Source organism: Nocardioides sambongensis (assembly GCF_006494815.1).
Lineage (GTDB): Bacteria > Actinomycetota > Actinomycetes > Propionibacteriales > Nocardioidaceae > Nocardioides > Nocardioides sambongensis.
In genome coordinates this window covers 3,710,988-3,736,733 of record NZ_CP041091.1, presented here as the reverse complement: position 1 = coordinate 3,736,733, position 25,746 = coordinate 3,710,988, and the positions used below count along the sequence as shown (strand labels likewise).

Below are 25,746 nucleotides of genomic sequence, written 5' to 3'. Positions count from 1 at the left end.
CCCTCCCACATCGCTCCACCGGTCGAGGACCCGATGGACCGCACCCGGTTCCCGGTCGACCCGTGGCGCCTGGTGGAGACCCGGTTCAGCCCCGAGGACCTCGGCACCACCGAGTCCCTCTTCACCGTCGGCAACGGCTACCTCGGGATGCGCGGCAACTACGAGGAGAGCCGCGACGCGCACCACGACGGCACCTACATCAACGGCTTCCACGAGACCTGGGCGATCAACCACGCCGAGGAGGCCTACGGGTTCGCGCGGGTGGGCCAGACCATCGTCAACGTGCCGGACCCCAAGGTGATCCGTCTCTACGTCGACGACGAGCCGCTGCACCTCTCGGTCGCGGACCTGCTCGAGTACGAGCGGAGCCTGGACGTGCGGGAGGGCGTGCTGGTGCGGGACCTGATCTGGCGCACGCCGGCCGGCAAGAAGGTCCGGGTCCGGTCGCGGCGGATGGTGCCGCTGGGGCAGCGCCACCTGTGCGTGATGACGTTCGAGGTGACCCTGCTGGACCAGCGGGCCTCGGTCGCCCTCTCCTCGCAGCTGCTGAACCGGCAGGACGTCTGGCACGAGTTCGCCGACCAGTCGGTGGATCGCAAGGTGGCCGACGGCGGCGACCCGCGCAAGGCGGAGACGTTCCAGCGGCGGGTGCTCGAGCCGGCGTTCGACCACGCGAACCCGGAGACCGGACGACTCTGCCTGGCCTACCGGACCGCGGAGTCCCGGATGAGCCTCGGCGTGGTCGCCGACCACCACCTGGAGGCCGGCGTCCCGTTCTCCTCCCGGGTGGAGTCCGAGGCGGACATGGCGAAGGTGATCTACCGGGTCGCCGCGGAGCCCGGCGTACCGATCACGCTGACCAAGACCGTGGCCTTCCACACCGCGGAGTCGGTGCCGCCGCGCGAGCTGCTCGACCGCTGCGAGCGGACCCTGGACCGCACCCACGAGCAGGGTCTGGAGCAGCAGTTCGCCGACCAGCGCGCCTGGCTGGACACCTTCTGGTCGCGCAGCGACGTCGAGGTGCACGGCCAGCCGGCGCTGCAGCAGGCGATCCGCTGGAACCTCTTCTCGATCCTGCAGGCCTCGGCCCGCGCCGAGTCGCTGGGCATCGCGGCGAAGGGGGTGAGCGGCTCGGGCTACGGCGGTCACTACTTCTGGGACACCGAGGTCTACGTGATGCCGTTCCTCACCTACACGATGCCGTGGGCCGCCCGGAACGCGCTGCGCTTCCGCTACACCCTGCTGGACTCCGCGCGGCGGCGAGCACGGGAGCTGGCCCAGAAGGGCGCGCTCTTCCCGTGGCGCACCATCAACGGTCAGGAGGCCTCGGCCTACTACGCGGCGGGCACCGCGCAGTATCACATCGACGCCGACATCGCCTACGCCCTGAGCCAGTACGTCGGCGCCACCGGCGACCAGGACTTCCTGCACCGGGAGGCGATCGACATCCTCGTCGAGACCGCCCGGCTCTGGGCCGACCTGGGCTTCTGGCGCGACGAGTCCCGGCGCACCTTCCACATCCACGGTGTCACCGGTCCGGACGAGTACACGACCGTGGTGAACGACAACCTCTACACGAACGTGCTCGCGCGCTTCAACCTCCGTCGCGCGGCCCGCGCGGTCGAGGACCTGGCCGCGAACGACCCGGAGGCGCACGCGCAGCTGGTGCGTCGTACGGGAGTGCGGGAGGACGAGGTCGCCGAGTGGGCCGACTGCGCCCGGGCGATGGCGATCCCCTTCGAGGAGCACCTCGGCATCCACCCCCAGGACATGCACTTCCTGGAGCGGGAGATGTGGGACCTGGAGAACACGCCGCTGGAGAAGCGGCCGCTGCTGCTGCACTACCACCCGCTGGTGATCTACCGGTTCCAGGTGCTCAAGCAGGCCGACGTGGTGCTGGCGCTCTTCCTGCAGGGGGAGGAGTTCACGCCGGAGCAGAAGAAGGCCGACTTCGACTACTACGACCCGATCACCACCGGCGACTCGACGCTGTCGGCCGTGGTGCAGTCGATCATCGCGGCCGAGGTCGGCTACCACGACCTGGCGCTGCGCTACTTCCTCTCCTCGCTCTTCGTCGACCTCGACGACCGGCACTCCAACACCGCCGACGGCGTGCACGTCGCCTCCACCGGCGGCGTCTGGTCGGCGCTGGTCTGCGGCTTCGGCGGCTTCCGTGACATCGGCTCAGCGCACGGCGGGTCGCAGTGGAAGATCGACCCGCGGCTGCCCACCTCCTGGGACGCGCTGGTCTACCGGATCACCCTGCACGGCACCCGGGTCCGGGTCACCGTGCGTGCCGACGAGCTCGAGCTGTGCATCGAGGAGGGCACCGGCCCGGTGACCTTCGACGTCCGCGGCAGGGCGGTGACCGTGCAGCGTGACGCGGACTCCAGCGACGGCGGGATGGTGACGGTGCCGCTGACCCACCAGGGTCCGCGGCTGAACGGCGAGCCGCCGCACCCGAAGGGGACGCAGCGCTCCGATGGCACGGTGATCTCGGCGATCGTGCCGTCCGGGGAGTGAGTGCGGGTTTCACCGGCTGACCGGGGAAACCCGCGCGACACGCCGAGGCGCACCGGCGTGTCGTGCGGGTTTCGGCCGATAAGTCCCCCACCTGCATCCACATTCCGAGATCTCGATCTCACCAATCGGGACGCCACGTCCTAGCCTGGGGACATGTCCCCGCCCGTCGACACCCGCCCGGCCCGGGGTCAGTTGGGTGCGGGTCGCCGATGGTCGATGCTGGCCGTCAGTACGGCGGCCCAGGCCTCCTCGGCCACGATGGTGCACGGTCCCGCCTTCCTCATCCCCACGCTGCACCGCGAGGCCGGCATGTCCCTCGCCGAGGCGGGCACCGTCGCCGCCGCCCCGATGGCCGGCCTGATGTGCACCTTGGTCGCCTGGGGCCTCGTCGTCGACCGGCGCGGTGAGCGGTTCGCCATGGTGACCGGGCTGTTCGCCGTCAGCCTCGCCGGGCTCGCGGCCACCCTGGTCGGCGGCGTGGCCGCGATGGCCGCCGCGCTGTTCGTGGCGGGGGCGGCCTCCGGCGCCACCAACGCCGCCTCCGGCCGAGTCGTCGTCGGCTGGTTCCCGCCCGACCGCCGTGGCCTGGCGATGGGCATCCGCCAGTGCGCCCAACCCCTCGGTGTCGGCGTCGGCGCGTTGACCATGGCCGTCCTTGCCGAGCAGTACGGCGTCCACGCCGCGATCGTGGTGCCCACGGCGCTGGCCGCGGCCGCGCTGGTGCTGGTCGCGGTGGTCCTCATCGACCCGCCGCGCCCACCGGCCACCGACGCCGCCGCACGCCCGAACCCCTACCGCTCCGACCGCTACCTCTCCCGGATCCACGGCACCTCCGCGATGCTCGTGGTCCCCCAGTTCGTGGTGTGGACCTACGGCCTCACCTGGCTCGTCGACGACCTCGGCTGGGCGGCCGGCGCCGCCGGCGGCGTGGTCGCCGCGACCCAGCTCATCGGCGCCCTCGGCCGGATCGGCGCCGGGCAGCTCTCCGACGTCGTACGGAGCCGGTTGCGGCCGATGCGGTGGATCGCCTGGGCGGCCGCCGGCACCATGCTGCTGCTCGGCATCACCGCCGGCCTCTCCGGCCCCGTGGTCACCGTGGTCGCGGTGGTGCTGCTCGTCGTCGCCTCCGCGGTGACCGTCGCCGACAACGGCCTGGCCTACGCCGCGGTCGCCGAGCGCGCCGGGCCGTTCTGGTCCGGACGGGCGCTCGGCATCCAGAACACCTCGCAGTACCTGGTGGCCGCCCTGGTCCCGCCGGTCGCTGGCCTGCTGATCACCCACCTCGGCTACGGGTGGGGGTTCGCGGTGGCTGCGTTGCTGCCGCTGCTGGCGGTGCCATTGGTGCCGGTCCGGCAGGAGCCGCGGATCGGGTGAGCGGACGCCCGCCCGCGTCGACTCCGGCGCTCGCGCCTACGTCCGCCAGGTCGCGCCGGTGCCGCTGCGCAGGACGACCGGCGTGCCGTCACACACCAGACGCAGCCGGAACCTCGCCCCCTGCAGCACCCCGGAGTCGCCGACGCTGCGCCGACAGGTGGGGCCGTCGGCGACGTACACGACCCGTGCCGGCGTCCAGCGCTGCCGCTGGGGGTCGTAGCGCTGCGCGGTGACGTGCTGGCGATCCGGCGAGCCGACCGCGACGAGGTCACCCCGGGTGTTCCCGGCGACCTGGTTCCACACCGCCACGGAGGCGTCGTCGGAGTAGACCTCCAGCCCCGGTGCGGCGAGCGGGGGTGGCGAGGCGAGGGACCACCCACCGTCATCACCACGTACGACGAACCCCGTGCCGGGCCGACCCGACACCTCACCGCGGACCTCCGCGGGCCCGACCAGGGCCAGCTCGACCTCCGCGCACGGCAGCGCGGCGGCCGCGGCGACGGGCACCACGTCCTGCGTGGCCGTCGCGCCGGCGGCCCGGACCTGCACCGCGCACCGGCCGGCGGAGATCCCGACGCCGAGTCCCAGGACCGTGCCACCGTCGTCCACGGTGACGACTTGTGCCGCCCGGTCCGGGGCGGGGGCGGTGCCGAACGACCCGGCGTCCCAGGTCACCAGGTCCTCGCCCTGGACCCAGACCGCATGACCGCCCTGGGGTGCGAGACCGGGGGTCCCGGAGGCCTCCCCCGCCAGGTCACGGTGTGTCCACGACTCCGTGTCGGCGCTGATCAGCGCCACGCTCTCGGTCGGCACCTGGTCGGCTGCGAAGTGCTCGTCGCAGCCGATGGTGGCCGCGACCGCGGAGCCTGCGGCGACGGCGTCGATGCTGCCGCATTCACGGCCGGGGTCCTCGAACACCACCTCCGGGCTCCCCCACCCGTCGGCCGTACGACGCTCCACCACCACCCGGTGCGGCGTCGGCAACGAGAACCGGACCTCACCCGCGGTCGCCACGGGCTCGCCCGGCTCGACCCGAGCGCCGGCTTGGTCGGCACCACAGCCGAGCAGGGCGGGCAGGAGCGCGCCCAACAACCCGAGAGGTGTCCACCGCCGCATGCGGTGATCGTGTCAGACCGACGCGTCCCGCGACGGCGGTCTCGCCGGGGGAGCCGGTCTCGCCGGGGACGCCGGTGTCGGCGCGACCGGCTCCACGGCGGCCAGCAGCGTTCGGCACAGCACGTCGGCGAGAAGGTCGCCGTACTCGGCCGGCGAGTGGCCCCTGGACGTGATCAGGGTGAACCACTCCGGGCTGTTGAGGGACCAGATCAGGTCGGCGACGGCGGCGTCGGTGAGGTCGGCGCGGAGCTCTCCGGTCTCGCGCAGGTCGGCGGCGAGCAGCCGCATGTTGGCGGCCCGGCGTTCCGAGATCAGTCGATGCTGCTCGGCGCAGGCGGGGTCGGCGGCCCCGGCCTCGCGCAACGCCGACATGATCGGCACGGTGTGCGGGAGCAGGCGACCCATCGCCGCGGCGTAGGTGCGCAGCTTGGCCGCGGCCGTGGGCGCCGCCCGCACCGCGCGGACGTAGTCGCGTTGCTCGGCGGCGACCGGGACCGGACCTTCGGCGAGGACCATGTCGTGGACGGCGAGGAGCAGCTGCGGTTTGCGGCCGACCGTGGCATAGACCGTGTCGACGGAGACCTGCGCCCGATCGGCCACCGCCCGGACCGAGGTCGCCGCATAACCGCCTTCGGCGAAGAGCTCCTGCGCGGCTTCCAGGATCGCCGACCGGGTGCGCTCGGCAGCCGCGCGGCGTCGCGACGCATCGTAGGTCCGTCGACGCTTGACCGGCTCCGCCATGGAGCCTACTGTATTGGTCCGAAGTGGTTTCGGTCGAATATGAGGGCGGCGCGCCATGGACGAGCAGCTGGTGGTCCACGAGCCTGGCGCCGGGCGGGCGACCTGGGCGATGCAGTCGCTGTTCGAGCACCTCCTCGAGCCGGGCCAGAGCTCGCGCCTCGGCGTCGCGCTGGTCACGCAGCCGCCCGGCGTGGCCACGCCGCTGCACCGGCACACCCGCGAGGCCGAGGCGTTCTACGTGTTGGAGGGCCGGCTCTCCTACCGGGCCGACGAACAGACCTTCGAGCTCTACGAGGGCTGCTTCATCCACCTCCCGCAGGGGCTCCCCCACGCGTTCCGGATCCGCGGGGACCGGCCCGCCCGGCTGCTGGCGCTCACCGCCCCGGCCGGCCTGCTCCACCTCTACGACGAGGTGGGTGCCCCCGCCGCCGAGCACCGCCTTCCCGGTCCGGACGCGCTGGCCCCGGAGGTGGAGGTCCCGCGGTGGGTGGAGATCGGGCCGCGCTACGGGCTGGAGGTCGTCGGCCCGCCGATCCCGGAGTAGCCGCACCGGCGCCGCCGATCGATCACCGCCCCCGGCGCATGCTGGGAGCATGTCGTGCGCGGTCGCGGTACGGGTGTCGGGTAGGTGACGACGATGAGGCGACGCCAACGTTTCACCATCAGCCAGGTACGCCGGTCGCAGGGCGAGCGCCTGCGCCGGCGGCAGCGGTGGTACTTCGCCCTGATGGGCACCTGCCTGGCGCTGATCCTGTTCGCCTGGATCCTGGTCCGGCTGTGGTCTCCGCCGGCGGCCGTGGCCATGTCGGTCGTCGCTGCGGTGATCCCGCCGGTCGCCGTGATCGTGGCCAACTGGGGCGAGGACCGGTGATCCCGACCAGGTCAACCGACGGCCTCCGTCGGGCGTCGTGCGGGTATGGGCAGCAGGAGAATCGCCAGGACCGATCCACGCGGTGGCCGAGATCACCCGACCGATCACCCGACCGATCACCCGACCGATCGCCCGACCGATCGCCGAGCGTTGCCCGGGCTCGGGTCACGGTGCCTCGCGACCACCCTGCTGGCGTGCCTCACCGCCACGGCTCTGACCGCCTGCGGCGGCACGGACGCAGCCGGCGGCACGGACGACACCAGCACGGCCATCGACAGCGCGACGCCGGGGACCATCGCGGCCACTGAGTCCACTGAGTCCAGCGAGTCCACCGCGATGCCGACCGAGCCCGCCGACGATCGCCCTGCCCACCGCCCTCCCCCCTTCCCCGCGGAGAGTGGAGCGCAGACCGGAGCCGGCACGGGCAGCGGGCGACTCGTGCTCACCGACGTCCGGGTGGTCGACCACGCCCGCTTCGACCGGGTGGTGCTGGAGTTCTCCGGCACGGGCACCCCCGGCTGGGCGGTCGACGAGGTCGGCACGGCCACACTCGAGGGGAGCGGCGACGTCGTCGCTCTCCGTGGCGCCACGGTGGTGGACATCCACGCCTCCGGCACCACCTGGCCGGCTCCCGGGTACTACGACGGACCCCGACGCCTCGCGTCCGTGCCCGGCGGCGTCGCCGAGGTCTACGTGGCCGGCACCTTCGAGGGCGACACGCAGGTGCTCGCCGGCATCGACGGCGACCCGGCCCGGTTCCGGGTGTTCGCCCTCACCGCACCCGCACGCCTCGTGGTCGACGTCGTCGATGCCGGCACCGACTGACGTGCCTCCGGGCCTCGACCCGCGCCTCAGGCCTCGGCGGACAGCAGGGCGGCCAGGGAGGTCGGCGCCCGGCCGCCGACGGTCTGGACGACGTCGGTGACCCGGCTCAGCTTGCCGAGCCGGATCGCAGCGCCGAACGAGGTCAGCATCGGCGCCCACGCAGCCGGCAGGCCACCCGCGACCAGGCCATCGCCGTAGACGTTGTCGTCGACGACGACCACTTCGACGGCACGACCTGCCTGCTCGCTCGCGAGCCCGGCCAGGTCGGAGGCGGTCACCGCGGCCGGGCCGGTCACGTCGTACTCCTTGCCCCGGTGCCCCTCGCCGGTCAGCACCCCGACCGCGACCGCGGCGCAGTCCGCGCGGGTCACGTAGGCGGCGCCGGCGTCGCCGGTGTTGGTGATCAGCTGTCCGCTGGCAGCGGCCTGGGCGACGGTGTCGAGCTGCATCTCGGCGTAGAGGTTGTTGCGCAGCATGGTCCACGCCATGCCGCTGGCCCGCAGGGCCTCCTCGGTGGCCGCGTGGTCGGGGACCACGGCCGCAGGGTTGTCGGAGGTCGGCTCGGGGACCGAGGTGTAGGCGACGTGCTGCACCCCGGCGGCGGCCGCGGCGTCGATCGCGGCCAGGTGGCCCTCGAGGCGGGCGCCGACGGCGTCGGTGGAGATCAGCAGCATCCGCTCGACGCCGGCGAGGGCCTCGGCGAGACCGTCCGGCCGGCCGAAGTCGGCGGCACGGACGCTGGCTCCGCGCTCGGCGTAGTCGGCGAGGTTGGCCGGGTCGCGGGTGAGCAGGACGACCTCGGCGGGGTCGATGGTGGCGAGGAGCTGGTCGGCGACGAGTCGGCCGAGCTGGCCCGAGGCTCCGGTGACGGCGATGGTCATGAGCGAGGTCCTATCTGTAGTCGTGATGATGACGGTTATGAATGTAGTCATCATGGTGGCAATAAGGCAAGATGGGGGTATGGCCAGGTCGACCAACACCCAGTTCGCGGTGGCCGTGCACGTGCTGACCTACCTGGCGGCCGGCGCCGCCGCCGGTCGCCGGACCCCGGTCGGGTCGGAGGAGCTGGCCGGCAGCACCTCGGTCAACCCCGTGCACGTGCGCAAGGTGTTGGGTCCCCTCCGCGCAGCCGGGCTGGTCCGCTCACGGGCCGGCGCCCACGGCGGGTGGGAGCTGGCCGTCGAACCCGGAGCGGTGACCCTCGCGCAGGTGTGGCGGCTGCTCCAGGCCGACGACCCGGTGCTCGGGATCCACGGCCCGAACCCCGCCTGTGCGGTGGGTGCCACCATCCAGGGCGTGCTGTCCGAGGTCGACCAGCGCGTCACGAACGCGATCGTCGACGAGCTGGGCCGGACCACCCTCGGCGACGTCCTCGCCACCGCCGGCTTCGACGCCGAGGACTACGCCGAGCTCGCCGTCGAGCGCTGAGCCACCGACCACACCGCGGCCAGTGCCCGGGCCGTGCACTCCAGGTTGGCGGCGGCCGAGCCGAGCGCCTCGTCGAGGGTGGCCACGCCCGGCGTGACGCTGAACGCCGCGGTCATCCCGGCCTCCAGCACCTGGTCCGCCCCGCGCCGAGCGACCCGGCCAGCCCGACCACCGGCAGACCCCGCTCCCGGGCCCGGCGCAGCACCCCGAACGGCACCTTGCCCGCCAGCGACTGCCCGTCCAGGCACCCCTCACCGGTCAGCACCAGGGCCGCCTCACCCTGCAGCTCGTCCAGCAGGTCGTCCAGCCCGACGGCGTCCGCGACGATGTCGATCCCGGGGCGCAGGCTGCCCCCGAGCACCGCCAGCACCGCGAAGCCGATCCCGCCCGCGGCGCCGCTGCCCGGCACCTCCGGGTCGCCGCCGAACCGCTCCACCACGAGGCCGGCCAGATGCGTCAGGTGCGCGTCGAGCAGGGCGACCGCCCCCTCGTCGGCCCCCTTCTGCGGACCGAAGACCGCGGCGGCACCGCGGGGCCCGGTGAGCGGGTTGTCCACGTCGCAGGCCGCGACCACCTCGCAGTCCGCCAGCCCCGGGTGCAGCCCCGCGACGTCGATGGCGGCGAGATCGCCGAGAGCCGCGCCGCCGTACCCGAGGTCGGAGCCGTCGGCGTCGACGAACCGGGCGCCGAGCGCCTGGAGCAGACCCGCGCCCCCGTCGGTGCAGGCGCTGCCGCCCAGCCCGAGGACCAGCCGGCGGGCGCCGAGGTCGAGCGCGGCGGCGATCAGCTCACCGGTGCCGTACGACGTCGCCCGCCCGGCGTCCTCCGGCGAGGCGTCCGCGGGCGGCGGACCCGAAGCGGCGGCCACCTCCACCACGGCGGTGAGCGGGCCGGTGCCGCCGAGCAGTCCGAAGGCGGCCTCCACCGGCGTCCCCGCAGGGCCGGTGACGGCGCGGGTCTCCAGCCGCCCGTCGGTGGCGTCCACCAGCGCCCGGACGGTGCCCTCACCGCCGTCGGCGAGCGGGACCCGGACGCAGGTCGCCTCCGGGTCGCCGCGCAGCCACCCCCGCTCGATCGCGGCCGCCACCTCCGGGCTGGAGAGGCTGCCCTTGAACGAGTCCGGGGCGATCAGCACGCGCACGACGATCCCTCTCCGCCGGAGCCCGGTCAGACGAACAGGGAGAGGACGAAGACCACGGCGATGGTGGCGAGACCCTGCAGCGCGGTGGCGGCAGTCTGCGCGGCGTACGCCTGCTTCACGCTCATCCGGCTGAACTGGCTGACCACCCAGAAGTAGCTGTCGTTCGCGTGGGACACGACCATCGCACCCGCGCCGATCGCCATCACGACCAGCACCCGGCCGAAGTCGCTGTCCAGGCCGAGCTCGCCCAGCAACGGCGCCACCAGCACCGAGGTGGTGACCAGCGCCACCGTCGACGAGCCCTGCGCGGTCTTCAGCGCGGCGGCGATCAGGAAGGGAACGAAGACGCCGATCCCGAGTCCGGAGAGCTGCTCCCCGAGGTAGGTGCCGACCGGGGTGGCCTTGATGACCGCGCCGAAGGCACCACCGGCACCGGTGATCAGCAGGATCGGCGCCGCGGCGAGGATGCCGTCGGAGATCCGCTCGTTGAGCCGGTCCATGAAGCCGGCCCGCGGCAGCAGGGTGAGCGCACAGACCAGGCCCACCAGGAGCGCGATCACCGGCTGCCCGACGAATCGCAGCGCGTCCACGACGACGTTGTCGCCCAGCGGCTCGGTCGGGTACGCCGCGATCGAGCCGAGCATGATCAGCAGCAGCGGCACGAAGATCGGGGCGAACGAGGCGGTGGCCCCCGGCAGCGTGCCGAGCTCGTCGCGCAGCCGCCCGAACGCCGCGATCCGCTCCTCCACGTCCTCCGCGGCGATGCCGTCGGGCTGCACGTCGCGGAAGCGCCGTGCCCACAGGTTGCCCGCGATCGCGGCCACCACGGCCAGCGGCAGGCCGACGGCGATGACCAGGCCGAGCTGGTCGCTGAGGCCCAGGTTGCCGGCCGCGGCGATCGGCCCGGGGGTCGGCGGGACCAGGGTGTGCGTCGCGAACAGGCCGGTGGCCAGGGCCACCGACATCGCGACCGGGGAGACCCGGTTGCGGGTGGCCATCGACTCCTTGAGCGAGTTGAGGATGACGTAGCCGGAGTCGCAGAACACCGGGATCGACACGATGTAGCCGATCACCGTCATCGTCACCGTCGGATAGCGCTGACCGATCCGTCTGACGATCCAGTCGGCCATCGTGATCGCCGCGCCGGACTTGTCCAGGATCACCCCGATCACGGTGCCGAGGATGATCACCAGCCCGATCGATCCGAGGGTCGCGCCGAACCCGGTGGTGATCACCGAGACCAGGCCGAGGGTGTCGCCGTCGTCGAGCAGCGGCAGACCGAAGGCCATCCCGCCGAACAGCGCCGCGAGCAGCAGCGCCGCGAACGGGTGCAGCTTCAGCACACTCGCCGCCAGCACCAGGGCCACCACGACCCCGACCAGCACGAACACGTCGGACATAGGACCTCCTCGGCTGCACCGCCGTCCCGACGACGACCGACCCACTATCCCGCCCGACACGAGACGACCGCCACGTGCAGGTGCCCAGCACGGCGCTACACCGGCACGCACACACTGGTCAGATGCACACGCCGAGCGGGATACTGGGCACGTGAACCCCCTGACCGCCGACGTCGCGCAGCGGATCGTCGAGCGCACCAGCACCGTGATCGGGCGCAACGTGAACGTGATGAGCGAGCGCGGCGTGATCCTGGCCAGCAGCGACCCGGACCGGCTCCGGCACCAGCACGAGGGCGCCCTCGTCGCCGCCCAGGGCGACCGGGTCGTCGCCATCGAGGCCGCCGAGGCGCACCCGCTGCGCGGCGTCCAGCCGGGCGTGAACGTGCCGCTGCACCACCGCGGCGCGGTGGTCGGCGTGGTCGGCATCTCCGGGGCGCCCGAGGAGGTGCAGGTGCTGGCCGACCTGATCCGGGTCACCGCCGAGCTGATCCTGGAGCAGTCCGGCGAGCTGGAGAGCGGGCAGCGGCTGCAGCAGGACCGCGACGACCTGCTCGTCGAGATCCTCGAGGGCCGCGTCGACCACGCCCCGGCGCGCCGGCGCGCCGCCGACCTGGGCGTCGACCTCGACCTCCCCCGTCACTGTGCCGTCGTCCGGCCGGCCGACGACCACGGCACCGAGGCGGTCCGCACCGTTCAGTGGACCGTCGGACACCTCCCCGACGTGCTGCACACCCGCAGCCGCACCGACGAGCTCGCCGTCTGGTGGCCTGCCGACTCCTCGCGCAGCGGCGCCGAGGTCCGGCAGGCGATCACCGCGCACCCCACCGCGCTGGTCGCCGCGGAGAGCGACGCCTTCGGTGGCGAGGACGGCCTCCGCCAGGCCTGGCTCGCCGCCCTCGACACGCTCGCCGTCTCCCACCTCGCCGACGAGCTGTACGACGTACGCGACCTGCCGTTCGTGGCGCTGCTCTGCGGCCTGCGCGGCGACCGGCGCGCCGACGCCGTCTCCGCGCCGTGGCGGGCGCTCCTCGCCGCCGACCGGCACGGCGAGCTGCGGACCACCCTGCGCGCCTGGATCGAGCACGACCTGCACCCCGGCGACTGCGCGGCCGCCCTCCACGTGCACCGCAACACCCTGCGCGGGCGGCTGGCCCGGATCGAGGCGATCACCGGCCTCGACCTCCGCCGGGTGCCCCACCTGCTCCAGCTCTACCTGGGGCCCTTGCTCGCCGGCACCGGCGACAACACCTAGCTCAGGCGCTCGCGCGCAGCCCGATCCGCCCCGCCTGCGCCCAGGCCCGCTCGACGACCAGCTCGACGACGCACGGGTGCGGGCCGATCACGTCCGCCACCACCACTGCGCCCGCCTCCTGTGCCACCGTGGCGAGCCGGCGGTGGAAGTGTCCGGTCGCCAGCAGGTACGGCGACACCGCGTCCCCCGCCGCACCACCTGCTCCACCCGCGGGCCGAGCCCGGTGAGGGTGGCCACCCGCACCGGCGCACCCCACGCGTGCGCCAGGTGACCGGCGGCCGCGTCGAGGTCGGCGAGTGCGTCCGGGTCCGACGACCCGGCCGCGACCAGCACCACCGGCTGCCCGGGACGCGCCCCGGCGCCGCGCAGCCGGTCCGCCTGCGCGGCGGCCAGCAGCGGGTCGGGGCCGAGGGCGCCACCGAGCACCACGTCGTCGCGACCGGCGTCCCGGACCGCGCCGGGCAGGTCCTGGCGCACGTGCACCCCCACCGACAGCAGCAGCGGCACCGCCACCACCGGTCCGTCGGCGGGCAGCTCGCACGCGGCGACGACGTCGGCGAAGAGCGGGGCGCACAGCTCGACGTACGAGGCGGTCGCGGACCAGCCCAGGCGCTCGGCGGCCGCGTCGGTGATCGCCCGGGCCACGGTGTTGCCGACCGCCGTCCGGGTGCCGTGCGCGATCGTCACCAGGTGCGGGGTCCTCGCGGGGTGGTCCCCGCCGCGCGGTCCGGGGGAGGACCGCATCGGGGGAAGCGGGGGACGTGCTGGGGCGCTCATCCGGTCACCGCCAGCCGGTAGCCGCGCTTCACCACGGTCTGGATGCAGCGGGTCCCCATCGCCGCGCGCAGCCGCGCGACGGCCATCTCCACCGCGTGCTCGGAGCCGGCGGTGCCCGAGGGCAGAGCGGCGAGCAGGTCGCGACGGGCCACCACCGTGCCCGGGTTGACCAGCAGCGCCTGCAGCACCGCGAGCGGCGCCGGGGAGAGCTTCACCTCGACCCCGTCGAGCAGGACGTCCTCGCCGTGCAGCAGCAGCGTGTGGCCGGCCACCTCCAGCGTCGTACCGCCGGCGCGGGAGGGCAGCTCGACCTCGAGCTGCTTGACCATCGCGGCCAGCCGGGAGCGCTCGGGATAGATCGAGGGCACCCCCCACATCTCGAAGGCGGCAGCGGTCACCGGCCCGACGCAGGAGGCGATCACGTCGGCCTGGAAGGCGGTGATCACCTCGTCGCGGTGGCCGGTGGAGACGGCGGCCTCCATCAGCGCCGCGACCGCCGGCGCCGCGGTGAAGGTGACCGCGTCCACCCGGCGGGCGGCGATCTCCTCGATCAGGCCGAAGATCGGCTCGGGGTCGTCGGCGCCCTCCACCCGGTAGACGGCGACCGTGGTCACCACGGCACCGCTACGACGCAGCGCGTGCGCCGCCATCGACAGCGACTGCCCGTGCTCCTGCACCACGATCCGCTTCCCGGTCAGGTCCCGGCGGCGCAGGTGGTCGAGCACGTCCTCGAACTTCTCCGACTCCGGCGCCCACAGCTCGCGCAGCCCGAACCGGCGCAGCGCGCCGACGCTCTTCGGACCCCGGGCCAGGATCTCGGCGGTGCCCAGGTGGGCGACCAGCTTCTCGCCCAGGCCCCACCGCTCGGCGGCGGTGAGCCACGACTTCATCCCGATGCCGGTGTTGGCGACGAAGATGTCGACCGGCTGGGTGAGCACCTGCTCGGTGGCCGCGCGCAGCGCGACCTCGTCGATCTGGTTGGGGTCGACGGAGAGCGCCGGTGCGTGCAGCACCACAGCACCACGGCGCTCCAGCAGGTTCACCTGCTCCTCGGCGCGCCGGGCCGCGGTCACCCCGATCCGGAAGCCGGCCAACGGCTGCTCGGTCACCCTGCCCCGCTCTCCCGTCGTCGGCCGACGATCACCTGGCCGTCGACGACGTGGACGTCGTACGTCGTCACGGTCACCGACTCCTCGTCGAGGCAGCGCCCGGTCCGCAGGTCGAAGGCCTGCTTGTGCATCGGGCTCGCCACGAACGGCACCTCGACGCCGTCGATGGTGCGGGTGCCGACGATGCCGCGGGAGAGGACCGATGCCCTCGAGAAGGGATCGTAGTTGGAGAGGGCGTAAACCTCGTCCTCGAAGGTGCGGAAGACCGCGACCGCCTCGCCGTCCACCAGCGCGGCCACGCCGCCCTCGACCTCGATCCGGGTGAGCGGGCAGACCACGGTGCCGTTCTCCACCCTGTCCTCCCCCATCGTGCCGTTCGCCCGAGCACCGGTCTCCGTCGCGGTCATCGGGGGCCTCCCACCGGGATCGTCGCGCCGAGCTCGACCGGGCCGACCGCGACCGGGCCGTCGGCCACCGCGGGCGCGATCTGTCCGCGCTCGTCGCGGAACGAGATGTTGGGGTCGGGGGTGCCGGGGGCGTTGACGAAGGAGACGAAGCGCTCCAGCTTGGCCGGGTCCTCCACGGTCGCCTTCCACTCGTCGAAGTAGGAGTCGACGTGCTTGCTCATCGCCTCCTCCAGCTCCGAACCGAGCCCGAGCACGTCGTCGACGACGACCTCGCGGACCCGCTCCAGGCCACCGTCCAGGCTGTCCACCCACGGCGCCGTGCGCTGCAGCCGGTCGGCGGTGCGGATGTAGTACATGAGGAACCGGTCCAGGTAGCGGATCAGGGTGGGGGTGTCCAGGTCGCCGGCGAGGAGCTGGGCGTGGGCCGGGGTGGCGCCGCCGTTGCCGCCGACGTAGAGGTTCCAGCCCTTCTCGGTGGCGATCACGCCGAAGTCCTTGCTGCGGGCCTCCGCGCACTCGCGGGCGCACCCGGAGACCCCGCCCTTGAGCTTGTGCGGTGAGCGCAGCCCGCGGTAGCGCAGCTCCAGCTCGATGGCGAGACCGACCGAGTCCTGTACGCCGTAGCGGCACCAGGTCGACCCGACGCAGGACTTCACCGTGCGCAGCGACTTCCCGTAGGCGTGGCCCGACTCGAAGCCCGCGTCGACCAGCCGCTTCCAGATCACCGGCAGGTCCTCCAGCCGGGCGCCGAACAGGTCGATCCGCTGGCCCCGGTGATCTTGGTGTAGAGCCCGAAGTCCTTGGCCACCTCGCCGATCACGATCAGCTTCTCCGGGGTGATCTCGCCACCGGGGATCCGCGGCACGACGGAGTAGGTGCCGTTCTTCTGGATGTTGGCCAGGTAGGCGTCGTTGGTGTCCTGCAGCGTGCGGTTGCCGCCCTCCAGGACGTGGTGGTTGAGCAGGCTGGCCAGGATCGAGGCGATCGCCGGCTTGCAGATGTCGCAGCCGCGGCCGCTGCCGTGGCCGGCGATGATGTCGTCGAAGCGGGTGTAGCCGTGGATCGCGATCACCTCGAAGAGCTCGGCGCGCGTCATCGGGATGTGCTGGCACAGCGACTTGTCCACGGTCTTGCCGACCGCGGCGAAGTGGTCCTCGACGATCTTCTTCACCACGGTCTTGCAGGAGCCGCAGGTGGCGCCGGCCTTGGTGCACTTGGTGACGCAGCCGGCGTCGCCGCACGGGCCGCCCTCGAAGTGCGTGGCCTCGTCGGAGACGGCGGCGACGATCTCGGCCTTGGTCACGTTGTTGCACGAGCAGACCTGGGCGCTGTCCGGGAGGCCCAGCTCCACGCCGCCCCGGCTGGCCGGGAGGATCAGCTCCTCGGGGTTGTCCGGCAGCTCCATCCCGCTGCCCACCATCGGGCGGAGCACGCCGTAGGCGCTGGCGTCGCCGACCAGGATGCCGCCGAGCAGCTCGAAGGCTCCGGTCGCGTTCTCCGCGACCACCAGCTTCTTGTAGACGCCGGCGACCGCGTCGGAGAAGACCAGCTCGAGGGAGTCCGGGGTGGTGGCGAAGGCGTCGCCGAAGGAGGCGACGTCGACACCGAGCAGCTTGAGCTTGGTTGACATGTCGGCGCCGGTGAAGGAGCCGGCGGCGCCGCCGAGCAGCGTGTCCACGACGACCTCGGCCATCGTGTAGCCCGGCGCGACCAGGCCGTACATCCGGCCGCCCGGAGCGGCGCACTCGCCGATCGCCCAGATGTTGGCGACCGAGGACCGGCACTGCTCGTCGACCAGCACGCCGCCGCGCTCGGCGACCTCCAGGCCGGCCTCGCGGGCGACCAGGTCGCGCGGACGGATGCCGGCGGAGAAGATCACGATGTCCAGCGGCAGCGTGTCCTCGTCCTTGAACTTGATGCCCGAGACCTTGCCGTCCGCGTCGCCGTCGATCAGCTCGGTCATCACGCCGGTGTGCACGGTGAGGCCGAGCTCGGTGATGTGCCGCTTCAGGGTGGCGCCGCCGGCGTCGTCGATCTGCACCGCCATCAGCCGCGGCGCCATCTCCACCACGTGGGTCTGCACCCCGAGCTGGTGCAGCGCGTTGGCCGCCTCCAGGCCGAGCAGGCCGCCGCCGATCACCGCTCCGGCGGTGGCGCCGGCCGCCGCCTCGCGGATCGCCTCGAGGTCCTCGATGGTGCGGTAGACGAAGACGTTGCCGAGGTCCTTGCCGGGCACCGGCGGCACGAACGGCGCGGCGCCGGTGGCCAGCACCAGCTCGTCGTAGGCCAGGGTCTCGCCGTCGGCGAGGGTGATCGTCTGCGCGTCGGCGTCCAGGGCGGTCACCTCGGCGCCGAGCCGCAGGGTGACCCGCGGGTCCTCGTAGACCCCGCCCGGCAGGAAGGAGAGGGCCTCCGCGCCGAGCTCGAAGAACGAGGTGAGCGCCACCCGGTCGTACGCCGGCCGCGGCTCCTCGCCGAGCACGATGATGTCGTAGGTCTCGGTCAGGCCACGCTCGATCGCGGCCTGGACGAAACGGTGGCCGACCATCCCGTGGCCCACCACGACGAGCTGCTTCCTCAGGTGCAGGGACATGGATCAGTTTCCTTTCGCAGTGGAGACCAGGGCCTGGTCGCCGAGGAGGTCGCGGACCGTGCTCGCGCAACCGCCGCATCCGGTGGTGGCGCGCGTGGTGTCGCGGACCTCCTCGAGCGAGGAGCAGGCCCGGATCCGACCGGCGCTGACGCCGGCACAGGCGCAGACCTCGGCGTCATCGGGCAGGGCGCGGGCGGCGCTGCCCGCGGAGACGGTGCGTTCGGGCATCAGCAGGTTGCCCGGCTCGGCGGGACCGAGGACGGTGCCCCGGTCGAAGTGCTGGGTGATCAGGCCGACCCGGGCCAGGTCGCCGACCAGGGTGGCTGCGACGATCCGGCCCTCGCGCACCACCAGGCGGCGGTGCGACCCGGCGATCGGGTTGGACACCTCGACGACCTCGCCACCGGCCTCGATCTCGGCGGCGGCGTCGCCGAGCACGGCCACGTCCAGGTCGGTGGCACGCAGTCGGGCGACCAGCCGGCTGCCGTCGTACTTGGCGGGCTCGCCGACCAGCACCTCGGCCAGCACCCCGGCCTGCTCCCAGGCGGGCGGCACGAAGCCGGTCACCCGGCCGTCGTGCTGGACGCAGTCGCCGATCGCGTGGATGTGCGGGTCGGAGGTGGTCAGCCGGTCGTCGACGACGATGCCGCGGCGGACCTCGAGCCCGGCGCCGCGGGCCAGCGCGGTGGACGGGCGTCCGCCGGCGGTGAGCACCACCAGGTCGGCGTCCAGGGTGAACCCGTTGTCCAGGCGGAGCGCCACCCGGCCCGGGTTGCTGGGCAGCGGGTCGACCACCTTCACCGCGCCGACGGGGCTCTGCACCGGGCTGCTCGGCGCGTCGTTGAGCCGAACAGCCCGGGCGCCGGTGTAGACGGCCACGCCCAGCCTCTTCAGGTCGCGGGCGATGATCCGTCCGGCCGCGGTGTCGATCTGGCGGTGCAGCAGGTGGTCGGCGCCCTCGACGATCTCGGTGTCGAGCCCGCGGGTGCCCAGCGCCCGGGCGACCTGGAGCCCGAGCAACCCGCCGCCGACGACGACCGCGCGCCGGTTGACCGGCCGGCCGTCGGGGTCGGTCTCGGCGATCGCCCCGAGCAGTCGTTCGCACTCGGCCAGGGAGCGGAAGGCGTGCACCGCCGGGTGCAGCGAGCCGTCCATCCGGACCAGGCCGCGGATCGGCGGCAGCGCCGGGATCGACCCGGTGGCCAGCACCAGGGTGTCGTAGTCGACCAGGGTGCCGTCGACGAGCATCACGTCGCGGCGCGCGGGGTCGACGCCGAGCACCCGGGCGTCGAGGTGGAGCGTGATGCCGTGGTCGTCGTACCACTCGGTGCTGCGGAGGGTGAGCGCCTCGGGGCGGTGGGTGCCCTCGAGCACGGCGGAGAGCAGGATCCGGTTGTACGGCGCCACCGGCTCGTCGCCGAGCACCGTGATCCGGTGCGTGGTGTGCGCCCCGCGGAGCACCAGCTCCTCGACCAGGCGGGTGGCGGCCATGCCGGAGCCGACGACGACGAGCCGCGGTCGCGACTCCTCGGGGCGGGGGCTCTCGGTCATGACCACCATGGAACGCGGAGGACGTTTCGTGCCCCGGGTCGTGTGTTACACGAAAGTGTCAACTACTCCTCACGGCCTCACCGTGACGCTCACGGCGAGCCCGAGGAAGTGGTTGCTCCCACGACCGCGGAGCAGCCACATCCTCGGCGTGGACGTCAGCTGGCCTGCCATCGAAGGAACCGCGCCCGCTGCCGGGGCTCCAGGCCGCGTCGGAGCGCGACGGCGTGCGTCTGCACCCACCACGGTGGCGGTGTGAGCGTCCACCCACGCACCAGCCCGGCAGCACGGCGGCGGGCGTCGTCGGTGCGTTGCAGGAAGCCACCGGGGTCGGGCAGATCGGCGGCGACCATCTCGACGTATTCCAGGCCGGCTCGCCGGAACGTCGCCTCGCGCCGGATGTCCGTGGCCCGCTGCCGTCCGGCGAGGTGGAGCGCCCCGTCGTACTCAGCGGCCGTGCCGGTGTCGAGGTCGAGGACGTCGGGCGTACCGAGGAACGTGCCGTCCAACGCGAACACCGGGCGATTGCAGACCACGTTGGTGATGCCACGTTCGTGCCAGCACATCCGGAGCACCGTCTCCATCGGCGACCAGCAGTTCTCGACCGCATGCTCCAGCGCACGGTCCAGGCGTCGGACGTTACGCAGCCCCTGCAGCGTCCTCCGAAACGCGCGCAGTTCATCCAGGGAGGCCAGGTCGGCGGCCGCGACCCGATCGATCACGGCGACCGCCTGGACCAGGGTCGTCGCGCGCATCACCTCGAACGCGGTCGCGGACGCCGCGGAGCCCACCGTCAGCCCGTCGATCTCGACCGTCTCCCGGCGCAGGTGGTCGGCCGTGCTGACCAGCGTCCCCGGCCGCCCGGCATAGGCGGAGGCCGGGGCGGCGACCGGAACCGGAAGCGGCCGGCGTTGCGCCGTGCCGTCGAGGAACCGGACCCCGGCCCAGCGCAGGGCGGCCCACCCGGTCACGGCGCTTCCCTCCGGCGCGGCTGCGGCAGCGGTGACGATCCGCTGGTCGGTCGCGAGATCGGGGTCGAGACCGGTCGGGAGGTAGAGCCCCTGGGCGTCGCGCCTCCAGTGCGGACCGCGCGCCTGCGCACGCGTCGGCCCGGTGATGCCGGCGGGATCGATGGCGACCGGCCACACCAGCCCGGGCCGGCGTCGGTCCACGGCAGGTGGACTCATGTGCCGGGTCCGCTTCCTCACCCGGCCAGCGTCGCCGAAGACTCACTCTCGTGTGCGGCTCTTCCACACCCCTTGGCGACGCCGAGGAAGTGGCTGCTCCTGTTGCTCGGGAACGACCACCTCCTCGTCGTGGGCGCTCACACCAGGATCTGCGCGGCGCACACCTTGAACTCCGGCATCCGGCTGGACGGGTCGAGCGCGTCGTTGGTGAGCCGGTTGGCGCCGACCCAGTGGAACGGGACGAAAACCGTGTCGGGGCGGATGGTGGTGACCACCCGGGCGGGCGCCTTCATCTCCCCGCGGCGGGTGCGCAGCAGCACCTGCTCCCCGTCGTGCGCGCCGATCCGGTCCGCCAGCATCGGGTGCAGCTCGATGAACGCCCCTTCGTCGGGCAGCGAGCGGATCCGCCGGGTCTGCGCGCCGGACTGGTAATGGCCGAGCACCCGGCCGGTGGTCAGGTGCACCGGATACTCAGCGTCCGGCTGCTCCGCCGCCCCGGCGAAGGTCGGCACCAGGAACCGCGCGCGACCGTCCGGGGTGGCGAAGGAGTCGGCGAACATCCGGGGGGTGCCGGGGTGGTCCGGCTCGCCGGCGGCGGTCGCCGGGCAGGGCCAGAAGACGCCCTTCTCCTCGACGATCCGGGCATAGCTGATGCCGGAGTAGTCGGCCTTGCCACCGGCCGAGGCGCGCCCCAGCTCGACGAAGATCTCCTCGGGGTCGGTGGAGAACGGGATCGGCGCCGCGAGCCGCTCGGCCAGTCCGGCGATGATGTCGAGGTCGCTGCGCACCCCGCTCGGCGGGGTGATCGCCTGCTGGCGCAGGATCACCCGGCCCTCGAGGTTGGTCATCGTGCCGCTCTCCTCGGCCCACTGGGTGATCGGCAGCACCACGTCGGCCAGCGCCGCGGTCTCCGACATCACCAGGTCGGCGACGACGAGCAGGTCCAGCGCCTCCAGCCGCTCGGTGACGTGGGTGGCGCGCGGCGCGGAGACCACGATGTTGGAGCCGAAGACGAGCAGCGCCTTCGGGCCGTCGTCGGTGCCGAGGGCATCGAGCAGCTCGTAGGCCGACCGGCCCTTGCCGGGCAGGCTGTCGGGATCGACCCCCCACACGCCGGCCACGTGGGCACGGGCGGCGGGGTCGTCGATCATCCGATAGCCGGGGAGCTGGTCGGCCTTCTGGCCGTGCTCGCGGCCGCCCTGGCCGTTGCCCTGCCCGGTCAGGCAGCCGTAGCCGGCGGCGGGCCGACCGGGCATCCCCAGCGCGAGGGCGACGTTGATCCAACCCAGCACGGTGGCCGTGCCCTGGGCGTGCTGCTCGGCGCCCCGCGCGGTCAGCACCATCACCCGGCCGCCGTCCGCGGCGGTGTCGGCGAGCAGGTCGACCAGGGTGCGCAGCTCGTCGGTGGTGACGCCGCTGGTCCGCTCGACGCGCTCGGGCCACCACGCGGCGGCGTCGCGTCGTACGGCGTCGAAGCCGGTGGTGCGCTCGGCGATGTAGGCCTCGTCGACGGCCCCGCGCGCGTCGAGCAGGTGCAGCACGCCGAGCGCCAGGGCGAGGTCGGTGCCCGGCACCGGCTGCAGGAAGAGGTCGGCCCGCTCGGCGGTGGAGGTGAGCCGGGGGTCGATCACGACGACCTTGCCGCCGCGCTCGCGCAGCCGGTCCAGGTGGCGCGCGGCCGGCGGCATCGTCTCGGCGAGGTTGGAACCGACCAGCACCACCACGTCGGTCTCCTCGACGTCGGCGAGCGGGAACGGCAGCCCCCGGTCGATACCGAAGGCCTGGTTGCCGGCGCTGGCCGCCGAGCTCATGCACCACCGGCCGTTGTAGTCGATCTGGCTGGTGCGCAGCGCGACCCGGGCGAACTTGCCGAGCTGGTAGGCCTTCTCGTTGGTCAACCCGCCGCCGCCGAAGACCCCGACCGCGTCGTCGCCGTGCTCGGCCTGCAGCGAGCGGACCCGGGCGGCGATCAGGTCCAGCGCCTCGTCCCACTCGGCCGCGCGCAGCTCGCCGGTGCTGCGGTCGCGCACCATCGGGGTGGTGATCCGGTCCCGGCTGCCGCGCAGCTCGCCGGCGGTCCACCCCTTGCGGCACATCGCCCCGGCGTTGACCGGGAACTCCGCCCAGGCCTGGGTCTCGATCCCGGCCCGGCCCTTGCGGGCGACCTTCATCCCGCACTGCAGGGAGCAGTACGGGCAGTGCGTCTCGGTGGCCGGAAGGGTCATACCCCGATGGGAACCCGGGGAGGTTTCGCCGCGCTGATCGGCGGTCGCACAGGGGGTCAACGAGTCCTCACAGCCTCACGGGGTCGACCGAGACCCGTGGGGCGCGGGCCCGACGTCGGGTGAGACCGTGGGGCGTCGCGCCCCGGACTCCCGGCACGCGACGGATCCGAAGGAGATGCACCGTGACCGCCCTCAACCCCATGCTGCAGCCGATCTACGACGAGATCCTCGGCCGCAACCCCGGCGAGGCAGAGTTCCACCAGGCCACCCGCGAGCTGCTGGACAGCCTCGGCCCGGTGGTCGCCCGGCACCCGGAATACACCGACGCGGGGATCATCCGTCGGATATGCGAGCCGGAGCGACAGATCATCTTCCGGGTCCCGTGGGTCGACGACGCTGGTCAGGTGCAGCTCAACCGCGGCTTCCGGGTGGAGTTCAACTCCACGCTCGGCCCCTACAAGGGCGGCCTGCGCTTCCACCCGTCGGTCTACCTCGGCATCGTGAAGTTCCTCGGCTTCGAGCAGATCTTCAAGAACGCGCTGACCGGGATGCCGATCGGGGGCGGCAAGGGCGGCTCCGACTTCGACCCGAAGGGCCGCAGCGACGCCGAGATCATGCGGTTCTGCCAGTCCTTCATGACCGAGCTCTACCGGCACATCGGGGAGTACACCGACGTACCGGCCGGCGACATCGGCGTCGGCGGCCGCGAGATCGGCTACCTGTTCGGGCAGTACAAGCGGATCACCAACCGCTACGAGTCCGGGGTGCTGACCGGCAAGGGGATCAGCTGGGGCGGGTCGCTGGTCCGCACCGAGGCCACCGGCTACGGCACCGTCTACTTCGCCAACGAGATCCTCAAGAACGCCGGCGACTCCTTCGACGGCAAGTCCGTGGTCGTCTCCGGCTCCGGCAACGTCGCGATCCACGCCGCGGAGAAGGTCGCCGCGCTCGGCGGCCGGGTGATCGCCTGCTCCGACTCCAGCGGCTACGTCGTCGACGAGGCCGGCATCGACCTCGACCTGCTCAAGGAGGTCAAGGAGGTCCGTCGCGAGCGGATCTCCGCCTACGCCGAGGCCCGCGGCGGCAGCGCCCGGTTCGTCACCGACGGCGCGGTGTGGGACGTGCCGTGCGACATCGCGCTGCCCTGCGCCACCCAGAACGAGCTGGACGAGAAGCACGCCGTGGCCCTGGTCGGCAACGGCTGCGCCGTGGTGGCCGAGGGTGCCAACATGCCGTGCACCCCCGACGCGGTCCGGGTCTTCGCCGACGCCGGCGTGACGTTCGCTCCGGGCAAGGCCGCCAACGCCGGCGGCGTTGCGACCAGTGCGCTGGAGATGCAGCAGAACGCCTCGCGCGACTCCTGGTCCTTCGCGCACACCGAGGAGCGGCTCGAGCAGATCATGATCGGCATCCACGCCCGCTGCCTGGAGACCGCCGACGCCTACGGCGCGCCCGGCAACTACGCCGCGGGCGCCAACATCGGCGGCTTCATCAAGGTGGCCGACGCGATGCTGGCGCTCGGGGTGATCTGAGCGGTGGTGGCGGTCTGAGGGCGCCCCATTCGGATTGGTCGAGATCTGGGGCAATTCCCGACCAATCCGAATGGGGCGCGCCAACCCTCAGATACCGACGCCGGCGTACGACGTCGCGGCCCGGGCGGCAGCCGGCTTGCGCAGGTAGACCGCCCAGGTGACGGTCGCGCAGACCATGTAGAACACGGTGAAGATCAGGAACGCGGTCTTCGTCGCCTCCATCGGCGCGGTCACCCACGGCGAGGAGAAGGTGATCGGGATCAGGAACCCGCCGACCGCGCCGACGGCGCCGATGATGCCGATCGCCGCCGACGCCCGCTTGGTGGAGTTGGCCACCGCGGCCGCCCGCTCGGGGCTGCCGTGCTCGCCGATCCGCGACGCCTCGGTCTTGAAGATCGCCGGGATCATCTTGTACGTCGAACCGTTGCCGATCCCGGTCGAGGCGAAGACCAGCAGGAAGAAGAAGAGGAACAGCGGGAACCAGGACTTGTTGTCCTCGGCGATCGTCACGCTGGCGTTCGGGTTGGGGGTCAGCTGCATCAGCGTCCACAGCACCAGTGCGGTGGAGGTGATCAGCCCGATGAAAGCACCCAGGGTGACCTTCGCGCCGCCGTACTTGTCGGCGAGCCAGCCGCCGAGGGGCCGGGTGATGGAGCCGACCAGCGCGCCGAGGAAGGCGTAGTAGGCGAAGTAGATGCCGGTGCCGAGCGGCGAGGGGTCCGGGACCCAGAAGTTGAGCTTGATCAGCAGCGGCATCGCGGCGGAGTAGCCGATGAAGGAGCCGAAGGTGCCGATGTAGAGGAACGCCATGATCCAGGTCTGCTTGTTCTTCATCACCGACAGCTGCGACCGGGTGTCGGTCTTGGCGGTGCCCAGGTTGTCCATGAAGAAGTACGCCGCGACCGTCGCGGCCACGGCCAGCCCGGCGTAGACCCAGGCGGCCCGCTCCAGGTGGATGCCGCCGTCGGAGGCCTGCACGATCCCGAAGAGACCGGCGCCGCCGACGATGATCGGCAGCAGCAGCTGGATGATCGCGACGCCGATGTTGCCGCCGGCCGCGTTGAGGCCGAGGGCGGCCCCCTTCTTCGCGGTCGGGTAGAAGAAGTTGATGTTGGCCATCGACGAGGAGAAGTTGCCGCCGCCGAAGCCCGCGGTGGCCGCGATCAGGCAGAACGCCCAGTACGGCGTCGACGGGTTGGTCACCGCCCACGCGAAGAGCAGCGTCGGCACCAGCAGCAGGCTGGCGCTGATCATGGTCCAGTTCCGCCCGCCGACCTTGCCGACCATCAGCGTGTAGGGCACCCGCAGCAGCGAGCCGACCAGGTTGGGGATCGCGACCAGGAAGAAGAGCTGCTGGGCGGTGAACTCGAAGCCCTGGGCGAGCAGGAAGGCCGAGGAGACGCTCCAGATCAGCCACACGGAGAAGCCGAGGTGCTCGGAGAAGATCGACCAGATCAGGTTGCGGCGGGCGATCTTGGAGCCCTCGGCCTCCCAGAACGCCTCGTCCTCGGGGTTCCAGTCGTCGATCCAGCGTCCGGTACGACGTTGCGGCGGGGCGGTGGCGGTGCTGTCGGGGGGTGAGGTGAGGGTCATCGCGGGGCTCCTGGCGGGGACAGGGGTCAGAGGATGACCCTCATCCTGGGAAGCCGGTGTGACGGGCCGATGGGCGCAGGGATTTCATTGCGTCAACTGAACCT

At 72.8% G+C, this 25,746-nt stretch carries 23 protein-coding genes; 8 read left to right on the top strand and 15 right to left on the bottom strand.

What is annotated here, in order from left to right; genetic code table 11:
* Nucleotides 1–33: 33 nt before the first annotated feature.
* Both FIV43_RS17405 and FIV43_RS17400 read left to right on the top strand, forming a co-directional pair.
* Nucleotides 34–2,523 (top strand): glycoside hydrolase family 65 protein, encoded by a 2,490-nt coding sequence (locus tag FIV43_RS17405; protein ID WP_141016038.1) that lies wholly within the window; start codon nucleotides 34–36, stop codon nucleotides 2,521–2,523.
* A gap of 153 nt (nucleotides 2,524–2,676) precedes the next feature.
* Nucleotides 2,677–3,897 carry an MFS transporter gene (locus FIV43_RS17400; protein ID WP_141015146.1) on the top strand — a complete coding sequence of 407 codons (1,221 nt, stop codon included), beginning with the start codon at nucleotides 2,677–2,679 and terminating at the stop codon, nucleotides 3,895–3,897.
* A gap of 36 nt (nucleotides 3,898–3,933) precedes the next feature.
* Here FIV43_RS17400 and FIV43_RS17395 read toward each other — a convergent pair whose 3' ends face one another.
* Both FIV43_RS17395 and FIV43_RS17390 read right to left on the bottom strand, forming a co-directional pair.
* Nucleotides 3,934–4,989 (bottom strand): hypothetical protein, encoded by a 1,056-nt coding sequence (locus tag FIV43_RS17395; protein WP_141015145.1) that lies wholly within the window; start codon nucleotides 4,987–4,989, stop codon nucleotides 3,934–3,936.
* 36 nt (nucleotides 4,990–5,025) lie between these two features.
* Nucleotides 5,026–5,754, bottom strand: coding sequence for a TetR/AcrR family transcriptional regulator (locus FIV43_RS17390; RefSeq protein ID WP_181407564.1), 729 nt, complete (start codon nucleotides 5,752–5,754; stop codon nucleotides 5,026–5,028).
* A 55-nt stretch (nucleotides 5,755–5,809) separates the two neighbouring features.
* Between FIV43_RS17390 and FIV43_RS17385 the strand changes: the two genes are divergently transcribed.
* The 3 genes from FIV43_RS17385 (at nucleotide 5,810) to FIV43_RS17375 (ending at nucleotide 7,450) form a co-directional block, all read left to right on the top strand.
* Nucleotides 5,810–6,298 carry a cupin domain-containing protein gene (locus FIV43_RS17385; protein ID WP_141015143.1) on the top strand — a complete coding sequence of 163 codons (489 nt, stop codon included), beginning with the start codon at nucleotides 5,810–5,812 and terminating at the stop codon, nucleotides 6,296–6,298.
* Nucleotides 6,299–6,391: 93 nt separating this feature from the next.
* Nucleotides 6,392–6,625: a DUF3099 domain-containing protein gene (locus FIV43_RS17380; RefSeq protein WP_141015142.1), complete on the top strand. Its 234-nt coding sequence runs from the start codon at nucleotides 6,392–6,394 to the stop codon at nucleotides 6,623–6,625.
* Between the two features lie 438 nt (nucleotides 6,626–7,063).
* On the top strand, nucleotides 7,064–7,450 hold the full coding sequence (locus FIV43_RS17375) for an AMIN-like domain-containing (lipo)protein (protein ID WP_141015141.1): 387 nt from the start codon (nucleotides 7,064–7,066) through the stop codon (nucleotides 7,448–7,450).
* A 26-nt stretch (nucleotides 7,451–7,476) separates the two neighbouring features.
* Here FIV43_RS17375 and FIV43_RS17370 read toward each other — a convergent pair whose 3' ends face one another.
* Nucleotides 7,477–8,331, bottom strand: a complete 855-nt coding sequence (locus tag FIV43_RS17370) for an NAD(P)H-binding protein (RefSeq protein ID WP_141015140.1) — start codon at nucleotides 8,329–8,331, stop codon at nucleotides 7,477–7,479.
* Nucleotides 8,332–8,410: 79 nt separating this feature from the next.
* Here FIV43_RS17370 and FIV43_RS17365 point away from each other — a divergent pair, with 79 nt between their 5' ends.
* Nucleotides 8,411–8,878, top strand: coding sequence for an Rrf2 family transcriptional regulator (locus FIV43_RS17365; protein WP_141015139.1), 468 nt, complete (start codon nucleotides 8,411–8,413; stop codon nucleotides 8,876–8,878).
* On the opposite strand, the gene FIV43_RS21690 is transcribed toward FIV43_RS17365, so the two are convergent.
* Genes FIV43_RS21690 through FIV43_RS17355 form a run of 3 tightly spaced genes read right to left on the bottom strand, consistent with a single transcriptional unit; the run spans nucleotide 8,851 to nucleotide 11,419 of the window.
* Complete coding sequence (locus FIV43_RS21690; protein WP_196780873.1) at nucleotides 8,851–8,994, bottom strand: hypothetical protein; 144 nt, start codon at nucleotides 8,992–8,994, stop codon at nucleotides 8,851–8,853. The genes FIV43_RS17365 and FIV43_RS21690 overlap by 28 nt on opposite strands.
* A complete protein-coding gene (locus FIV43_RS17360) occupies nucleotides 8,991–10,013 on the bottom strand; it encodes a glycerate kinase (RefSeq protein WP_196780872.1) in 1,023 nt (340 codons plus the stop codon). Before FIV43_RS17360 ends, FIV43_RS21690 begins: the two co-directional genes overlap by 4 nt.
* A gap of 32 nt (nucleotides 10,014–10,045) precedes the next feature.
* Nucleotides 10,046–11,419 carry a GntP family permease gene (locus tag FIV43_RS17355; protein ID WP_141015138.1) on the bottom strand — a complete coding sequence of 458 codons (1,374 nt, stop codon included), beginning with the start codon at nucleotides 11,417–11,419 and terminating at the stop codon, nucleotides 10,046–10,048.
* A 151-nt stretch (nucleotides 11,420–11,570) separates the two neighbouring features.
* Between FIV43_RS17355 and FIV43_RS17350 the strand changes: the two genes are divergently transcribed.
* On the top strand, nucleotides 11,571–12,671 hold the full coding sequence (locus FIV43_RS17350; protein WP_181407563.1) for a sugar diacid recognition domain-containing protein: 1,101 nt from the start codon (nucleotides 11,571–11,573) through the stop codon (nucleotides 12,669–12,671).
* Nucleotides 12,672–12,758: 87 nt separating this feature from the next.
* Here the strand turns inward: FIV43_RS17350 and FIV43_RS17345 are convergent, their stop codons facing one another.
* From FIV43_RS17345 to FIV43_RS17315, 8 genes are all read right to left on the bottom strand, one after another.
* A complete protein-coding gene (locus FIV43_RS17345; protein ID WP_181407562.1) occupies nucleotides 12,759–13,358 on the bottom strand; it encodes a sirohydrochlorin chelatase in 600 nt (199 codons plus the stop codon).
* Nucleotides 13,359–13,444: 86 nt separating this feature from the next.
* Nucleotides 13,445–14,557, bottom strand: a complete 1,113-nt coding sequence (locus tag FIV43_RS17340) for a uroporphyrinogen-III synthase (protein ID WP_141015135.1) — start codon at nucleotides 14,555–14,557, stop codon at nucleotides 13,445–13,447.
* On the bottom strand, nucleotides 14,554–14,964 hold the full coding sequence (gene nirD / locus FIV43_RS17335) for a nitrite reductase small subunit NirD (protein ID WP_331251032.1): 411 nt from the start codon (nucleotides 14,962–14,964) through the stop codon (nucleotides 14,554–14,556). The genes FIV43_RS17340 and nirD overlap by 4 nt, the downstream gene beginning before the upstream one ends.
* Complete coding sequence (locus FIV43_RS22760) at nucleotides 14,961–15,689, bottom strand: nitrite reductase large subunit (RefSeq protein ID WP_231123486.1); 729 nt, start codon at nucleotides 15,687–15,689, stop codon at nucleotides 14,961–14,963. Before FIV43_RS22760 ends, nirD begins: the two co-directional genes overlap by 4 nt.
* Nucleotides 15,686–17,557: a nitrite reductase large subunit NirB gene (gene nirB / locus FIV43_RS17330; protein WP_231123485.1), complete on the bottom strand. Its 1,872-nt coding sequence runs from the start codon at nucleotides 17,555–17,557 to the stop codon at nucleotides 15,686–15,688. The genes FIV43_RS22760 and nirB overlap by 4 nt, the downstream gene beginning before the upstream one ends.
* Nucleotides 17,558–17,560: 3 nt before the next feature.
* Nucleotides 17,561–19,108: an FAD-dependent oxidoreductase gene (locus tag FIV43_RS17325; RefSeq protein ID WP_141015134.1), complete on the bottom strand. Its 1,548-nt coding sequence runs from the start codon at nucleotides 19,106–19,108 to the stop codon at nucleotides 17,561–17,563.
* 155 nt (nucleotides 19,109–19,263) lie between these two features.
* The gene (locus FIV43_RS17320) at nucleotides 19,264–20,292 is read right to left on the bottom strand and encodes a hypothetical protein (RefSeq protein WP_141015133.1); all 1,029 of its coding nucleotides are present in this window, start codon (nucleotides 20,290–20,292) and stop codon (nucleotides 19,264–19,266) included.
* Nucleotides 20,293–20,429: 137 nt separating this feature from the next.
* A complete protein-coding gene (locus tag FIV43_RS17315) occupies nucleotides 20,430–22,517 on the bottom strand; it encodes a molybdopterin oxidoreductase family protein (RefSeq protein ID WP_141015132.1) in 2,088 nt (695 codons plus the stop codon).
* Nucleotides 22,518–22,717: 200 nt separating this feature from the next.
* Here FIV43_RS17315 and gdhA point away from each other — a divergent pair, with 200 nt between their 5' ends.
* Nucleotides 22,718–24,049 carry an NADP-specific glutamate dehydrogenase gene (gene gdhA, locus FIV43_RS17310; RefSeq protein WP_141016036.1) on the top strand — a complete coding sequence of 444 codons (1,332 nt, stop codon included), beginning with the start codon at nucleotides 22,718–22,720 and terminating at the stop codon, nucleotides 24,047–24,049.
* Between the two features lie 87 nt (nucleotides 24,050–24,136).
* On the opposite strand, the gene FIV43_RS17305 is transcribed toward gdhA, so the two are convergent.
* Nucleotides 24,137–25,642 (bottom strand): MFS transporter, encoded by a 1,506-nt coding sequence (locus FIV43_RS17305; RefSeq protein ID WP_141015131.1) that lies wholly within the window; start codon nucleotides 25,640–25,642, stop codon nucleotides 24,137–24,139.
* Between the last annotated feature and the right edge of the window lie 104 nt (nucleotides 25,643–25,746).

What these genes read in the sequence shown, in the direction of transcription:
- FIV43_RS17405 (WP_141016038.1), top strand. Translation starts at nt 34, where the DNA reads ATGGACCGCACCCGGTTCCCGGTCGACCCGTGGCGCCTGGTGGAGACC.
- FIV43_RS17400 (WP_141015146.1), top strand. Translation starts at nt 2,677, where the DNA reads ATGTCCCCGCCCGTCGACACCCGCCCGGCCCGGGGTCAGTTGGGTGCG.
- FIV43_RS17390 (WP_181407564.1), bottom strand. Translation starts at nt 5,754, where the DNA reads ATGGCGGAGCCGGTCAAGCGTCGACGGACCTACGATGCGTCGCGACGC.
- FIV43_RS17385 (WP_141015143.1), top strand. Translation starts at nt 5,810, where the DNA reads ATGGACGAGCAGCTGGTGGTCCACGAGCCTGGCGCCGGGCGGGCGACC.
- FIV43_RS17380 (WP_141015142.1), top strand. Translation starts at nt 6,392, where the DNA reads ATGAGGCGACGCCAACGTTTCACCATCAGCCAGGTACGCCGGTCGCAG.
- FIV43_RS17370 (WP_141015140.1), bottom strand. Translation starts at nt 8,331, where the DNA reads ATGACCATCGCCGTCACCGGAGCCTCGGGCCAGCTCGGCCGACTCGTC.
- FIV43_RS17365 (WP_141015139.1), top strand. Translation starts at nt 8,411, where the DNA reads ATGGCCAGGTCGACCAACACCCAGTTCGCGGTGGCCGTGCACGTGCTG.
- FIV43_RS21690 (WP_196780873.1), bottom strand. Translation starts at nt 8,994, where the DNA reads ATGACCGCGGCGTTCAGCGTCACGCCGGGCGTGGCCACCCTCGACGAG.
- FIV43_RS17355 (WP_141015138.1), bottom strand. Translation starts at nt 11,419, where the DNA reads ATGTCCGACGTGTTCGTGCTGGTCGGGGTCGTGGTGGCCCTGGTGCTG.
- nirD (WP_331251032.1), bottom strand. Translation starts at nt 14,964, where the DNA reads ATGACCGCGACGGAGACCGGTGCTCGGGCGAACGGCACGATGGGGGAG.
- nirB (WP_231123485.1), bottom strand. Translation starts at nt 17,557, where the DNA reads ATGTCCCTGCACCTGAGGAAGCAGCTCGTCGTGGTGGGCCACGGGATG.
- FIV43_RS17325 (WP_141015134.1), bottom strand. Translation starts at nt 19,108, where the DNA reads ATGACCGAGAGCCCCCGCCCCGAGGAGTCGCGACCGCGGCTCGTCGTC.
- FIV43_RS17320 (WP_141015133.1), bottom strand. Translation starts at nt 20,292, where the DNA reads ATGAGTCCACCTGCCGTGGACCGACGCCGGCCCGGGCTGGTGTGGCCG.
- FIV43_RS17315 (WP_141015132.1), bottom strand. Translation starts at nt 22,517, where the DNA reads ATGACCCTTCCGGCCACCGAGACGCACTGCCCGTACTGCTCCCTGCAG.
- gdhA (WP_141016036.1), top strand. Translation starts at nt 22,718, where the DNA reads ATGCTGCAGCCGATCTACGACGAGATCCTCGGCCGCAACCCCGGCGAG.
- FIV43_RS17305 (WP_141015131.1), bottom strand. Translation starts at nt 25,642, where the DNA reads ATGACCCTCACCTCACCCCCCGACAGCACCGCCACCGCCCCGCCGCAA.